General features: G+C 35.8%; 12 protein-coding genes and 2 pseudogenes. 13 read left to right on the top strand and 1 reads right to left on the bottom strand.

Features of this window, described 5'->3' with window-relative positions; translation table 11 throughout:
• From E0409_RS06835 to galE, 11 genes are read left to right on the top strand one after another with little or no spacing between them, the layout of a single operon-like run.
• Positions 1-1,272: an O-antigen translocase gene (locus tag E0409_RS06835; protein ID WP_131289108.1), complete on the top strand. Its 1,272-nt coding sequence runs from the start codon at positions 1-3 to the stop codon at positions 1,270-1,272.
• Positions 1,259-2,119 (top strand): glycosyltransferase, encoded by an 861-nt coding sequence (locus tag E0409_RS06830; protein ID WP_165541310.1) that lies wholly within the window; start codon positions 1,259-1,261, stop codon positions 2,117-2,119. Before E0409_RS06835 ends, E0409_RS06830 begins: the two co-directional genes overlap by 14 nt.
• Positions 2,116-3,087 carry a glycosyltransferase family 2 protein gene (locus E0409_RS06825; protein WP_131289104.1) on the top strand — a complete coding sequence of 324 codons (972 nt, stop codon included), beginning with the start codon at positions 2,116-2,118 and terminating at the stop codon, positions 3,085-3,087. The genes E0409_RS06830 and E0409_RS06825 overlap by 4 nt, the downstream gene beginning before the upstream one ends.
• A 46-nt stretch (positions 3,088-3,133) precedes the next feature.
• Positions 3,134-4,141: an EpsG family protein gene (locus tag E0409_RS06820; RefSeq protein WP_165541309.1), complete on the top strand. Its 1,008-nt coding sequence runs from the start codon at positions 3,134-3,136 to the stop codon at positions 4,139-4,141.
• An 8-nt stretch (positions 4,142-4,149) separates the two neighbouring features.
• Entirely contained in the window at positions 4,150-5,214 is a 1,065-nt protein-coding gene (locus E0409_RS06815; protein ID WP_131289099.1) for a glycosyltransferase, read from the top strand.
• 7 nt (positions 5,215-5,221) lie between these two features.
• Positions 5,222-6,049, top strand: coding sequence for a glycosyltransferase (locus tag E0409_RS06810; protein ID WP_131289220.1), 828 nt, complete (start codon positions 5,222-5,224; stop codon positions 6,047-6,049).
• A gap of 12 nt (positions 6,050-6,061) precedes the next feature.
• Complete coding sequence (locus E0409_RS06805) at positions 6,062-6,679, top strand: sugar transferase (protein WP_131289097.1); 618 nt, start codon at positions 6,062-6,064, stop codon at positions 6,677-6,679.
• Between the two features lie 20 nt (positions 6,680-6,699).
• The gene (galU, locus tag E0409_RS06800) at positions 6,700-7,575 is read left to right on the top strand and encodes a UTP--glucose-1-phosphate uridylyltransferase GalU (RefSeq protein WP_131289095.1); all 876 of its coding nucleotides are present in this window, start codon (positions 6,700-6,702) and stop codon (positions 7,573-7,575) included.
• 22 nt (positions 7,576-7,597) lie between these two features.
• Complete coding sequence (locus E0409_RS06795; RefSeq protein ID WP_131289093.1) at positions 7,598-8,854, top strand: nucleotide sugar dehydrogenase; 1,257 nt, start codon at positions 7,598-7,600, stop codon at positions 8,852-8,854.
• The gene (pgi, locus tag E0409_RS06790; protein WP_131289091.1) at positions 8,854-10,527 is read left to right on the top strand and encodes a glucose-6-phosphate isomerase; all 1,674 of its coding nucleotides are present in this window, start codon (positions 8,854-8,856) and stop codon (positions 10,525-10,527) included. Before E0409_RS06795 ends, pgi begins: the two co-directional genes overlap by 1 nt.
• Positions 10,520-11,539, top strand: a complete 1,020-nt coding sequence (gene galE / locus E0409_RS06785) for a UDP-glucose 4-epimerase GalE (RefSeq protein ID WP_131289089.1) — start codon at positions 10,520-10,522, stop codon at positions 11,537-11,539. Before pgi ends, galE begins: the two co-directional genes overlap by 8 nt.
• A gap of 70 nt (positions 11,540-11,609) precedes the next feature.
• On the opposite strand, the gene E0409_RS06780 is transcribed toward galE, so the two are convergent.
• Positions 11,610-12,980: a phosphohexomutase domain-containing protein gene (locus E0409_RS06780; RefSeq protein WP_131289087.1), complete on the bottom strand. Its 1,371-nt coding sequence runs from the start codon at positions 12,978-12,980 to the stop codon at positions 11,610-11,612.
• Between the two features lie 224 nt (positions 12,981-13,204).
• Here E0409_RS06780 and E0409_RS16710 point away from each other — a divergent pair.
• Positions 13,205-13,312, top strand: a pseudogene (locus tag E0409_RS16710) (IS982 family transposase); the annotation flags it as partial.
• A gap of 78 nt (positions 13,313-13,390) precedes the next feature.
• A pseudogene (locus E0409_RS17050) lies at positions 13,391-13,507 on the top strand (IS3 family transposase); the annotation flags it as partial.

The raw sequence follows: 13,507 nt of genomic DNA, 5'->3' as shown, positions 1-13,507 counted from the left end.
ATGAACTTACTTAAGACCAGTGTTTTAAATGGAATTGCTGTTTTAATTAAAACAGCAACAATGTTTATTTTGAATAAAATATTAGCGGTATATGTTGGGCCAGCTGGTTATGCAGCGATAGGTCAATTTCAAAATTTTATTCAAATGATCACGACTTTTGCAGGAAGTGCAGTAAATATCGCTGTAGTGAAATATACGGCTGAATATCATGAGGATGAAGCGAAGCAAAAAGCCATCTGGAAAACTGCCGGAAGTATTGTTTCAATTTTTAGTTTTATTTTTACTTTTCTAGTCTTAATTTTTCATCAACAGTTATCATTTTGGATATTTAAAACGGAAGACTATGGCTCTGTTTTAATATGGTTTGCAGTATTTCTGATTTTTTTTAATTTAAATGCGCTTTTATTAGCAATCTTAAATGGTAAAAAAGAAATATTGAAGTTAGTCACAGCCAATATTGCCGGCAGTTTATTTTCTTTAATCATTACTGGATTACTTGCCGTAAAATTTGGATTGTATGGGGCACTGGTTGCACTAAGTATATATCAATCGCTTAATTTTTTTGTGACTCTATACCTCAGCTATAGGTCAGAATGGTTTGATTTTTCATACCTTTATGGAAAAATAGATCCTGAAGTTGCAAAAAAATTTGCTGCATTTGCTGCCATGGCCTTAGTGAGTGCCATTTGTGTACCATTGTCTCAAATGGTTATTCGTAGCTACCTGATTCATGAATATAATGCTACGTATGCAGGGTATTGGGAAGCAATGATAAGGCTTAGTGCGGCTTATTTAATGTTAGTTACGACAACACTAAGCGTCTATTATTTACCAAGGTTGTCTGAGCTGACAAGTATTAAAGAAATAAGGAAAGAAGTTTATTTAGGCTATAAATTTATTTTTCCTTTGGCTGTGGTTGGTGGGTTTTTAGTATATTTGCTAAAAGATTGGATTATTCCGTTACTATTTAGCTCTGCCTTTTTACCAATGAGAGAGTTGTTTTTATGGCAGATGATTGGCGACTCACTCAAAATAGGCAGTTGGATTTTAGCTTACTTGATGTTAGGCAAAGCAATGACGAGGCTATTTATAAGTGCTGAAATTATTTTTGCATGTAGTTCAATTGCTTTAACTTACCTATGCACACAGATTTTTGGTTTTAAAGGTGTTTCTATTGCACATTTAGTGAATTATGCATTGTATTGGATGGCGATGAGTTATTTTGTATTTGCCATATTAAAAGATCGAGAGAATAGTTTTGGAAAAGAATAATCAACCTTTAGTCTCAATAGTTATCCCTTGCTATAACCATGAGCAGTTTGTACAAGATTGCATACAGAGTGTAATTGATCAGACATATGAGAATATTGAACTCATTATTATAGATGATGGTTCAAAAGATAATTCTGTACTCAAAATTCAAGAAATGGTGGAAAAATGTCAGAACAGATTTAAACGATTTGAATTTCGATATAGGCCTAATAAAGGTTTAAGCGCAACATTGAATGAAGCAATAGATTGGTGCTGCGGTAAATATTTTTCTGCTATAGCATCAGACGATATGCTTCTTGAAGAAAAAACTAAAACTCAGCTTGATTATATGGAAGATCATTCAAGTAGTGTGGCAGTTTTTGGAGGAGTTCATATTATAAATAATGAAAATAAAGTGATCCGAACGATTATTGATGAACAAAAAAAATATACGTTTAATGAAATTTTAATGCACCAACATAACTTGCCTGCACCAACGGCATTTATTCAAAGAGAAAGTTTAATTAGGGTTGGAAAGTATGATCCTGAAATTAGAATTGAAGATTGGTATATGTGGTTAAAGATTTCGAAAATAGGTGAAATCGTTTATCTACCAAAAGCTTTTTCGTATTATAGAGATCACCTGGATAATACAACCAAAAAAAGTAATATAATGAGTGTTGAGAGATTTAAAGTAATCTCTAATTTTAGTAATGATAAAAACTACTCTTTAGCTAAACAGCAGGTAGGTTGGATTAACTGCCTTGAAGAAAACTATACGGGGCGGTGGGAGAAATTTTTTTCAAAGTGTTTTTATTTAATAAGAAATCCAGCTTTTTTCTTATATAAATTGACAGGTAAATTATGATTAGTATTTTAATGCCGGCATTTAATGCTGAATCATATTTAAAAGATAGTATTAATTCTATATTGAATCAAAGTTACACTGATTTTGAACTATTGGTTTGTGATGATTGTTCAACAGACAATACTTGGGAAATCATGCAGAGCATACAAGATGCTAGATTAAAAATTTTTCAGAATAAAGAAAATCAAGGCTACTTAAAAACTTCTAATTTTTTAGTTTCTCATGCTGTTGGTGAGTATATTTCTTTCCAAGATGCTGATGATCTATGCACTCCGGATAGATTATTTAAGTTACATACTTATTTAGTTGAAAATGGGTTGGATCTAGTTGGCTCATATTGTGGAATTTTCTTAAAAAAAGATAAATTGTTATCAGTAGTAAAATATAGTACAGAACATAAAGATATAGTTAAAGACCTTTTAGAAAAAAACCATCCTCCTTTTTGCGGTTCTGCCGTGATGGTTAAATCGGAAGTAGTAAAAAAATGCGGTCTCTACTCTATTAATTTTGACAGAATAGGTGCAGAAGATTTTGACTGGATCTATAGAGTGGCATTATCAGGTTTTAAGCTAGGGAATTTTCCTGAGCCACTGTATTTGTACAGACAACATGTTCAAAGTGTAACTAGATTGAACTATGAAAAAAATCAGGTTTCTTTATTCAGTGAGTTAATAGCTAAAAATTTATATTTAGCAAGAGTAAATAATTTACAGCATGATTTTGAATATTTTAAAAATGAGTTTATTAATGACACGGATTTATATGTAGATTTAGTTAATTACAAAATTCTTAGAAATAGTTTTCTAGGTTCTAAGAAAGAACTTTTAAAAAATCTTTACCTGTTTTTATTTAATGTGAGAAGATCGAGAGAGAAAATTTTAACATTATTTAGTGCACTATGTATTCTAGTTTTTAATTATGAGATTTTTGAGAGGATTAAAAATATTTTAAAAGGGATGAGATCTTAGTAGTATGATTTATTATTTTTTAATATTTATATACCTGATGTTTTGTATGACTAGAGTTGTATCAAAATATAATACTCTCTATTTAGAACTATACCTTTTAGTTACTTTAATATTTCTGTCTACATTTAGGTCTTTTGGGGTTGGTGCTGATACATTAGTTTATTTGATGTTTTTTCAGGACTTTCCTAATTTATTTAATTTTGATTTTGACTACTTAGCTCATATAGAAATCGGATTTAGATTTTTTTTAGCTACTATAAAAATCTTTACTCATAGTGAAGAATTTTTTCTGTTTTTATCTTCTGCCTTTTGTATCATTCCTGTGTATTTGGGGCTGAAAAAGCTTAAGTTAGAGTATGCATTAGTTGGTTTGTTTTTTTATTTCCTTATTTTTTTTATTAATTATCCAAATAGTGTAATTAGGCAAGGCATATCAATGGGTTTGTTTGTACTTTCCTTGCCATATATGCGTGATAGACAACATTTTATGGTTCTGTTGTTGGGAGCAATTTCTTCTTTATTTCATACAACAGGATTTATTATATTCTTGTGTTATATTTTTACTTTTTTTGAATACAAGAAAGCTCTAACAATTACACTTTTATTTTCTTTCGTTAGTTTTTTTCTTTACAAATTTAATGTTTTACAATATTTAATATTTAATTATATCGGTTCTGGCTATGAAGAGGTTTACACTGTTCAGTTTTCAGAGGATACTTCTCTGTCTCAATATTTATATAGGGTTGCTGTTGCTTTTTTAATTGGATTCTTAATTTTTAGAGTGGATAATGACTTTTACAAAAAACTTTTTTTATTTTATTTAATGGGTTTCTTTGTTTATATAGCTCTTTCTGATAATAATTTATTGGCCGCAAGATTTAACATGTTTTTTAGAATGCTTGAATTAGTTTTAATTCCGTATGCCTTAACATGTATTCGAGATTATAGGTATAGGCTCTTCTTCTTTATTGTATTTTTTTCTGTTTTTCTGTTGTTTTTTATAAAATCTGTCAATATTCCATACAATCAATATAGGTTTTCAGATTTTATTTGAGAGGTTTTATGAAAGTGATTTTTTTAGTCCATTCTTTCGATACCATAGAAAGGGGTGGAGTTCTTAAAGTTGTTTCAGAACTGACTGAGAGTCTGGTTAGTCATATTGATGATATTAATGTTATCAGTTTAGGTGTAGTTAATAGTTTTGCATTCGATCTTAATGATAGTGTTAAATTTTCTTCCTTAGATATGCCTAAGTATAAAACAACATTTTATAAGGGTAATATGAAGGTAAAATGGTTCTTTGATGCTTTTAACGCATTAAAAGAATCTGTGGTTAATAATTCAGAAGCAATTTGGGTTACATCATCACCACCTTTAACACTGCTTTTAGGTTTGTTTAAATTTAAATATAATTTAAAAGTTATTGGTTGTGATCATATTTCTACACTTTACTCAAAAGGTGGATATGTACAAAAAATAAGGAATTTAATTTTAAAAAAAATAAATATAATGGTCGCATTAACGCCACAAGATAGGGATTTCTATATTCAAAACAATATTAGGTCTGTTTATATACCTAATGGCGTTAATCTTGATTTGATTCATGTTAATAACGCAAGGAAAAATATAATATTTGTTGGTAGGTTTCATGACGTGAAACAGCCGCTCAAAGTGGTTGATTTATTTGTTAATTCTAAGTTTGCCAGGGAGCGTTTTAGGTTGAAGATGTATGGACATGGTGAATTAGAAGAAAAGCTGATTTCTCATGTGAATTCGTCTGGCTTTAGTCATTTAATTGATATTATAACGGATGAAACTAATCCTAATATAATATATAAAGATGCTTTTGCATTGGTAATGACTTCTAAAGTTGAAGGCATGCCTATGGTTTTGTTAGAAGCAATATCTAAAAATATTCCGTGTCTTGCAATTGATTGTCCATACGGCCCTGCAAATATTATTAAAGATGCTATTAATGGTTTTTTAATTAATGGTGAATATGATGATTTTGAAAAAAAAATAGCATCATGTGAGAAATTAATTAATACTGACTTTAGAGATTCGATTTCTGAGTTTAGTAATGATAATGTTACATTGAATTGGATGAAGTTACTAAATGAAGTTTAAAAATGATATGTTTTCCATATTAATATCCATCTACTATAAAGAAAAGCCTGAATACTTTGATGCCTGTATGAAAAGTATATGGGATTTCCAAACACTTAAACCATCTGAAATTATTATGGTTGAAGATGGATCTTTAACTCCTGAGTTAGATCAAGTTATTGCTCAATGGCAAGAAAAAATAGGTACAGCTTTAAAAATTACTAAATTAGCTGAGAATGTGGGTACAGGAAAAGCAAAAAATATTGGTTTACAACAATGTAGTCATGAAATTATTTGTATTGTAGATACAGATGATATTTCTGTTTCCGATCGCTTTGAAAAGCAAATGCAATGCTTTGAAGCAGATGGTGATTTGGTGATTTTAGGTGGTCAAATTACCGAATTTGTGGATGATATATCATCGCCTTCGGGTATGCGGGTTGTTCCATTGGATAATCAAGCTTTGAGACATTATGCAAAAAAGCAAAGTCCTTTTAATAACATGACTATATCCTACCGAAAGTCTAAGATTCTTGAGGTAGGAGGTTATCAACATCATCTATGGATGGAAGATTACAACTTATTCTTAAGGGTAATCGCCAAAGGCTATAAGATACAGAATTTAGCAGATGTCCTTGTGTATGCTCGCATTGATAATGGTATGCATGCTCGTCGCAAAGGATTCGAATATATTAGAAGTGAGAAACAGTTACTAAATTTGAAAAAACAGCTTAAATTACAGAATTCGATTCATGCTAATATGCTGTTTCTTTTCAGATCATTATTTAGACTGATGCCTAGTTCATTACTAGGGAAAATATATAATACTTTTTTAAGAAAAAAAGTTCAAAAGTAATGGAATAACCGTATGAAGCGCTTAGTCGATATATTAATAGCAAGTATTGCTTTAATTATCTTATCTCCTTTATTTATATGGGTTGCCTATAAGGTTCGTAAAAATTTAGGTTTTCCTATCTTTTTTTATCAAGAACGACCTGGAAAAAATGGCGAACTTTTTAAAATGATCAAGTTTCGCTCTATGAAAGATGCTTTTGATAAGCAGGGTAATTCCTTACCTGATGAAATGCGTATCACTCCCTTTGGACAGAAGCTACGTTCTACTAGCTTAGATGAAATGCCTCAGTTAATTAATGTACTCAAGGGTGATATGAGTATTGTTGGCCCACGTCCAATGCTTAAAGAATTTGTTGAACTTTATTCACCTGAACAAGCACGTCGTTTAGAAGTGCGCCCAGGTATGACGGGACTTGCGCAAGTCAGTGGCAGAAATGAGTTAGACTATGAAGAGCGCTTTAAGTGTGATGTATGGTATGTAGACAACCATAATGCTTGGGTCGATTTTAAAATTATGTTTAAGACAGTTAAAGTCATGCTCAAGCGCGAAGGCATAAGTGCACCTGGTCATGTAGGACCATCTCTTTTTCACGGTAATAATCCGCAGGCAACACAACAGCAAAAAGATTAAAGGTTATTGGTAATATATCCATGATTAGAAAAGCGATTCTCCCGGTGGCAGGTTTAGGTACCCGGTTCTTACCTGCAAGTAAGTCGATTCCCAAAGAAATGGTTACAGTTGTTGACCGTCCAGCCATTGAATATGTAGTACGCGAGGCAGTTGCGGCAGGAATTGAACAAATTATTCTGGTGACTCATTCTTCAAAAGCTTCCATTGAAAATTATTTCGACCGTAATTTTGAACTCGAAACTACATTAGAAAATAAAAAGAAATTTGATTTGCTCAAAGAAATTACTGAAATCTTACCTCCGCATGTCAGTGTTGTGAGTGTTCGTCAGCCACAGCCACTTGGTTTAGGTCATGCGGTATTGTGTGCAAAAGCCGTGGTGGGAGACGAAGATTTTGCTGTATTACTTCCAGATGTGCTGGTTAAGGATGATCAGGCTGAAAATGACCTGGCGAAAATGATCGCACGTTTTGAAGCGACCGGAGCTTCACAAATTATGGTTGAAGCAGTACCTGAACATCTGGTCGATCAATACGGAATTGTTGATGTCGCTGAGAGTCCAGCAGTGGCTGAAAGCATTATCATGCAAGGTATTGTAGAGAAGCCAGCAGTGGGAACAGCACCCTCTAATCTTTCAGTGGTTGGTCGCTACGTTTTGCCTGCTAAAATTATGCAATTATTAGAGCAGACACCCAAAGGTGCAGGTAATGAAATTCAATTGACTGATGCGATCGCAATGTTACATCAAACAGACTGTATTGAAGCTTATCGTATGAAAGGTCAAACTTTTGATTGTGGTAGCAAACTCGGTTATTTAAAAGCAGTATTGCATTATGGTGTAGCTCATCCAAAATTGGGTGAAGAATTTAAAGCCTTAATTAAAGAGTTAGAACTATAAAATTATAAGAATAGGAGTTTTTATGAAAGTTGCGGTATTTGGACAAACCCTTTATGCCGGAGTAATGGCAGCTTTATTGGCAGAGTGTGGACATCAGGTATATTGGTGTGATGTATTAAAAAAAACATCGTCAGAACAGGCCTACGCACAAGATGAAGCGGTTAAGCATTTATTGGAAAAACAAGCAAAAAATGGATTTCTTCAATATTGCAACTTCAATGAAATCCCTTTAGATACCGATGTTTATTTTTTTAGTTTAAGTCCTGCTGAAGAAGCCCAAGGCATCGAGCTTCTAAAAGAGCTAAAACAACGTCCCATTATTCATCCCAAGTTAATGATTAATGCTTCAACTTTGGGGCTGCACAGTACTGAAAAATTCCAGCATATTCTTGCTCAAGATGAGTGGGTCTATTTACCTGATATGATTCAGGAAGGCAATGCGCTACCCAGTATGACGCAAGCTGAACAGCTGATTGTCGGCTGTACGCGATCTGAAGTTCAAAACAAAGTCCGGGAATTGTTACGTCCTTTATTTCCCCGTCAGCAACAGTATCTGTTTATGCCTGTTTTAGATGCTGAATTTACCAAGCTCAGTATTTCAGGCATGTTGGCAACACGCATTAGCTATATTAACGACTTGGCTGTAGTTGCAGAAAAACTGGGCATTGATATTGAACATGTCCGTCAGGGTATGGCTGCAGATAGCCGTATTGGCGCTTCTTATTTGTATCCGAGTGCCGGCTTTGGTGGGGAAAACTTCTCACACGATATTATGACTTTGGCCAATACGGTTTCTGGTACTGGGGTTAAAAGCCAGTTACTGGCTCAGGTTTGGGAAATTAACCAACAGCAAAAAGAACTTTTATTTAGGAAATTATGGAACTATTTTCATGGTGACTTGAACGGGAAAACTGTTGCCATTTGGGGTGCTGCCTTTAAGGAAAACACCTCTCGTATTCAACAATCGCCTATTCATGTCATGCTGAATGCCTTATGGGCACAAGGGGTCAAGGTTAAATTACATGACCCTCAAGCCCTTGCTGAAATTGAAAAAATATATGGTCATCGTGAAGATCTGATTTATTGTACTGATCAATATGAAGCTGTGAAAGACAGCCATGCCTTGTGTTTACTCACCGCTTGGAAGCAATACTGGAGCCCAGATTACAAGAAACTGCTTCAGACCATGCAGCATCCCTTAATTTTAGATGGCCGTAATATTTTTGATCCAGATTATGTTAAAGCACAAGGTCTTGCTTATATGGGAGTTGGACGCTAATGACACAGCCTATTCAGCCTTTTATCGTCAATGATTATGAAGCTATTTTAACTAAGCTCAGCAATTTAAAAGAACAATTTGAGCATCTGCATTTAAATGAGCTGTTCGCGCAAGATGATCAGCGCTTTGAAAGGTTCTCGGTCATATTGGAACAGATTGTTTTAGATTTCAGTAAGCATCGTATTGACCAGAATGTCTTGAATGCATTAATTCATTTTGCTGAAACACAAAATCTGGAAAACTGGATTAAACGGCTTTTTTCTGAAGAGCAGATCAATTATACCGAGCAGCGTGCAGCAATGCATTGGGCTTTGCGTCTTCCTGAAAATGATCCATTACATACGCAACTTTCAAATCAGGTGCATGCTCAATTACAACGCATGTTTGCCCTGGTAGAAAAAATTCACGCAGGCCAATGTCGCGGCGCAACCGGTGAAGTGATTCAGGATGTCGTCAATATCGGGGTCGGTGGATCAGACCTCGGGCCACTGATGGTATCCCAAGCTTTATCTGATTTTAAACAAGCGACATCAAAATCGCTGAATGTACATTTTGTTTCTACGATCGATGGCAGTCAGTTATCTGAGCTGTTGCATAAGCTGCGTCCAGAAACCACCCTGTTCATTATTTCATCGAAATCTTTTGGAACCATTGACACCTTATCCAATGCACAAACGGCACGCTTGTGGTTAGAAAAAGCCTTTGGCCAACATAGCCAGATGTTGAAACATCATTTTGTTGGCGTGTCGACCAAGCCTGAAAAAATGACGGAATGGGGGATTGCCGAGGAAAACCAGTTTCTGCTTTGGGATTGGGTCGGGGGGCGTTATTCACTCTGGTCATGTATTGGCTTGCCGATTGCTTTAACAATCGGGGTGGAAGGCTTCAAGCAGTTGCTTGCCGGTGCACACGCCATCGATCAGCATTTCCAAACAGCGCCTTTAAGCCAAAATATTCCGGTACTGATGGGCTTACTTGGCGTTTGGAACAACAACTTCCTTGATATTCAGACACATGCAGTACTGCCTTATGATGGCCGCCTTAAATACTTTGCTTCCTACTTGCAGCAGCTAGAAATGGAATCGAATGGTAAGTCGATTCAGCGCAATGGTGAAAAAGTGACTTTGGATACCTGTCCGATTGTCTGGGGTGAAGTCGGGCCGAATGCCCAGCATGCCTTTTATCAATTGTTACATCAAGGTACCCAAGCAGTGAGCTGTGATTTTATTGCACCTGTGCAACGCTATAATACCAACCAGTTTACCTATGCAGAAAATGCTGAGGCCTTGGTCGAGCAGCACCATTTAGCTTTGTCCAATTGTCTGGCGCAGTCGCGTTTATTGGCATTTGGTAATCAGGCACTTGATCAAGATGAATTAGAAAATTTAGCGCGATATAAGCAGTATTCGGGTAATCAACCGAGCACGACCATTTTATTGCAAGAATTAAATCCCTATAGTTTAGGTATGCTGATTGCCATGTATGAGCATAAGGTATTTGTGCAGTCTGTACTTTGGAATATCAATCCATTCGATCAATGGGGCGTTGAAAAAGGCAAAGAAATTGCCAATCAGCTGTTACCGATTTTAAATGGAGAGGTAGAAGATATTTCGAGTTTAGATGCCTCTACTCAAGGGTTAATCCAGATATTATTAGGAAAAACACATGGCTAAAATTTTAGTAACAGGTGGGGCAGGTTACATTGGCTCACATACCTGTGTGGAACTTTTAAATTCAGGACATGAAGTTGTGGTTCTGGATAATCTTTGCAATAGTTCAGAAGAATCTCTTAACCGTGTGCAACAGTTGAGCGGTAAAACCTTGACCTTTGTTGAAGGCGATATTCGTGATGCACAAGTTCTGGATCAGGTTTTTCAGCAATATCCGATTGATGCGGTGATTCATTTTGCCGGTTTGAAAGCGGTGGGCGAAAGTCAACAAATTCCACTCACCTATTTTGATAATAATATTGCAGGTTCCATTAGCCTGGTCAGAGCAATGGAACGCGCAGAAATTTTTAATTTGGTTTTTAGCTCATCTGCAACGGTTTATGATGAAGCAAATACATCTCCGCTAAATGAAGATATGCCGACAGGTATGCCAAGTAATAATTATGGCTATACCAAACTGATTGTTGAGCAACTGTTGCAAAAACTTTCCGCTGCAGATGAACGTTGGTCGATTGCGCTACTTCGCTATTTTAATCCGGTCGGTGCACATAAAAGTGGACGCATTGGCGAAGATCCACAAGGAATTCCCAATAATTTAATGCCTTATGTGACTCAGGTGGCAGTAGGGCGTCGTGAGAAACTTTCTATTTTTGGTCATGATTATTACACTGTCGATGGTACAGGGGTACGAGATTATATCCATGTGGTCGATTTAGCCAATGCACATTTATGTGCCCTGAATAATCGTTTAAATGCTCAAGGTTGTCGTGCCTGGAATATTGGTACAGGCAATGGTTCATCCGTGCTTCAAGTTAAAAATACTTTTGAAAAAGTGAATGGTGTACCTGTTGCATTTGAATTTTCACCACGACGTGAAGGGGATGTGGCAACATCTTTTGCAGATAATGCACGTGCAGTGGTTGAGCTTGGTTGGAAACCAAAATATGCTTTAGAAGATATGTTGGCGGATAGTTGGAACTGGCAAAAGAAAAATCCGAATGGCTATCGTGATTAGAATATGTGTGCATTCATAGGATGAAAAAAAGGAGCTTGATAAAAGCTCCTTTTTTGATTGATTGAAGGTTTTAGCCTTCGATCAATTGTGTCACTTCATCCACATATGCCTGGATGCTTTTCGGATTTTGATCACGGCGACTTTCAATATTTAAACGCAATAGGGGTTCAGTATTGGATGTACGTACGTTCAAACGCCATACGCCAAAATCTAAACTCACACCATCTGTGTAATCAATCACTGGTTTTTGATCGGCATAGTGATCAAAAATCTTTTGAATCGTCGTTTGAGTATCAGCAACTTTAAAGTTGATTTCACCCGAACATGGGAATTTCGCAATCATCTCTTCGACTAGGCTTGATAATGATTGTTTGGTTTCAGATAAAACCACAACCGCCAATAACCACGGAATCATGCCACTATCGCAATAAGCAAAATCACGAAAATAATGGTGTGCACTCATCTCACCACCGTAAGCCGCATTGTGTTCGCGCATCACATCTTTAATGAATGCATGACCTGATTTTGATTGCACAGCAACACCTTGATATTGCTCGACAACATCTAAGGTGTTCCAAACAAGGCGAGGGTCATGAACAATTTTTTCACCTGGTTGTTTCAGTAAGAAGGCTTGGGCAAGCAGACCCACAATGTAATAACCTTCAATGAATTGACCTTTCTCATCGAAGAGGAAACAACGGTCAAAGTCACCATCCCAGGCAACCCCCATATCTGCTTGATGCTGAATGACTGCATCACGGGTGCTATCACGATTTTCAATTAAAATCGGGTTGGGAATACCATTTGGGAATGTTCCATCTGCTTCATGATGAATTTTGATAAATTCAATCGGTACATTCAGTAATTTAAATTTATCTTCAATCGCATCAACAACATGACCTGCTGCACCATTGCCGGCATTCACCACCAATTTCATTGGACGAATTTTTGAAACATCAATGTAAGTCATTAAGTGTTCAATAAATTCAGGCAGAATATTGTAGCTTTGCGTTGTACCTTTTAGTGCAACTTCTGTGAATTCACCTGTTTCAGCCAAAGCACGAATTTCTTTTAGACCGGTATCTGCACTAATTGGACGTGAGTTCTCACGAACCAATTTCATACCGTTATAATCCATCGGATTATGACTCGCAGTAATTTCGATACCACCTTGTACATCTAAATGGAAGGCACCAAAATAGACTTCTTCTGTACCGGTCATGCCTAGGTCGAGTACATTGACACCTGCATCATTTAAACCTTTGATCGAGGCCTGTTTCAGACCTTCACTGCTGAGACGGATGTCACAGCCGATTACCACAGTTTTTGGTTGATATATCTGTCCATAGGCGCGACCAATTTTATAAGCAATATCTTCATTCAGCTCCGTGCCAAGTTTTCCGCGAATGTCATAGGCTTTAAAACAGGTGAGTTTTGTCATGTGATCTCTCGATATTCCTGAAAATAATGCGAAGTTATAAGGTTTTAAATAGTATAGAGATAAACTTACAGTATTAAAAAACAAAAAAACCAATAAAAAATTATAGGGGGTTATGAATCACTTGAGCTTAGTAATAACCTGAATCGCGGATAAGAAATTAGCTTGAAAAAAAGGTGACTGAAAACCATTAGGGAGTTACCACACCACCTACGCCTTCAGCCACCATGTTCGATTTTACATATTTCTTCTGCATCATTGATGACTTTTTTCAGAAATTTGAAGCAAGCTATTGGGAATTTTTAAAACACAACAACAAGCGTTTGAGAATGCGGTCAGAGGTGGATCAGGAAATTTGAACAACACTTATAAGTGATATTTTGCTCCCCAAATGATGTTATAAACATCAATATATGGAGTATTTTATGGCACGTAGACCAAGAAGAAATCATTCAAATGATTTTAAAGCTAAGGTAGCACTTGCTGCGATTAAAGCAGAAAAAACACTTGCTGAATTGAGTGCTGAATTT

Origin of the sequence: Acinetobacter sp. ANC 4862 (assembly GCF_004336635.1) — a bacterium.
In the GTDB taxonomy this organism is placed as follows: domain Bacteria; phylum Pseudomonadota; class Gammaproteobacteria; order Pseudomonadales; family Moraxellaceae; genus Acinetobacter.
This window is presented reverse-complemented; position numbering and strand designations above follow the sequence as displayed.

Bases quoted from the DNA above. Each gene is read 5' to 3' on its own strand.
- E0409_RS06835 (WP_131289108.1), top strand. From the start codon at position 1: ATGAACTTACTTAAGACCAGTGTTTTAAATGGAATTGCTGTTTTAATT.
- E0409_RS06825 (WP_131289104.1), top strand. From the start codon at position 2,116: ATGATTAGTATTTTAATGCCGGCATTTAATGCTGAATCATATTTAAAA.
- E0409_RS06820 (WP_165541309.1), top strand. From the start codon at position 3,134: ATGACTAGAGTTGTATCAAAATATAATACTCTCTATTTAGAACTATAC.
- E0409_RS06815 (WP_131289099.1), top strand. From the start codon at position 4,150: ATGAAAGTGATTTTTTTAGTCCATTCTTTCGATACCATAGAAAGGGGT.
- E0409_RS06810 (WP_131289220.1), top strand. From the start codon at position 5,222: ATGTTTTCCATATTAATATCCATCTACTATAAAGAAAAGCCTGAATAC.
- E0409_RS06805 (WP_131289097.1), top strand. From the start codon at position 6,062: ATGAAGCGCTTAGTCGATATATTAATAGCAAGTATTGCTTTAATTATC.
- galU (WP_131289095.1), top strand. From the start codon at position 6,700: ATGATTAGAAAAGCGATTCTCCCGGTGGCAGGTTTAGGTACCCGGTTC.
- E0409_RS06795 (WP_131289093.1), top strand. From the start codon at position 7,598: ATGAAAGTTGCGGTATTTGGACAAACCCTTTATGCCGGAGTAATGGCA.
- pgi (WP_131289091.1), top strand. From the start codon at position 8,854: ATGACACAGCCTATTCAGCCTTTTATCGTCAATGATTATGAAGCTATT.
- galE (WP_131289089.1), top strand. From the start codon at position 10,520: ATGGCTAAAATTTTAGTAACAGGTGGGGCAGGTTACATTGGCTCACAT.
- E0409_RS06780 (WP_131289087.1), bottom strand. From the start codon at position 12,980: ATGACAAAACTCACCTGTTTTAAAGCCTATGACATTCGCGGAAAACTT.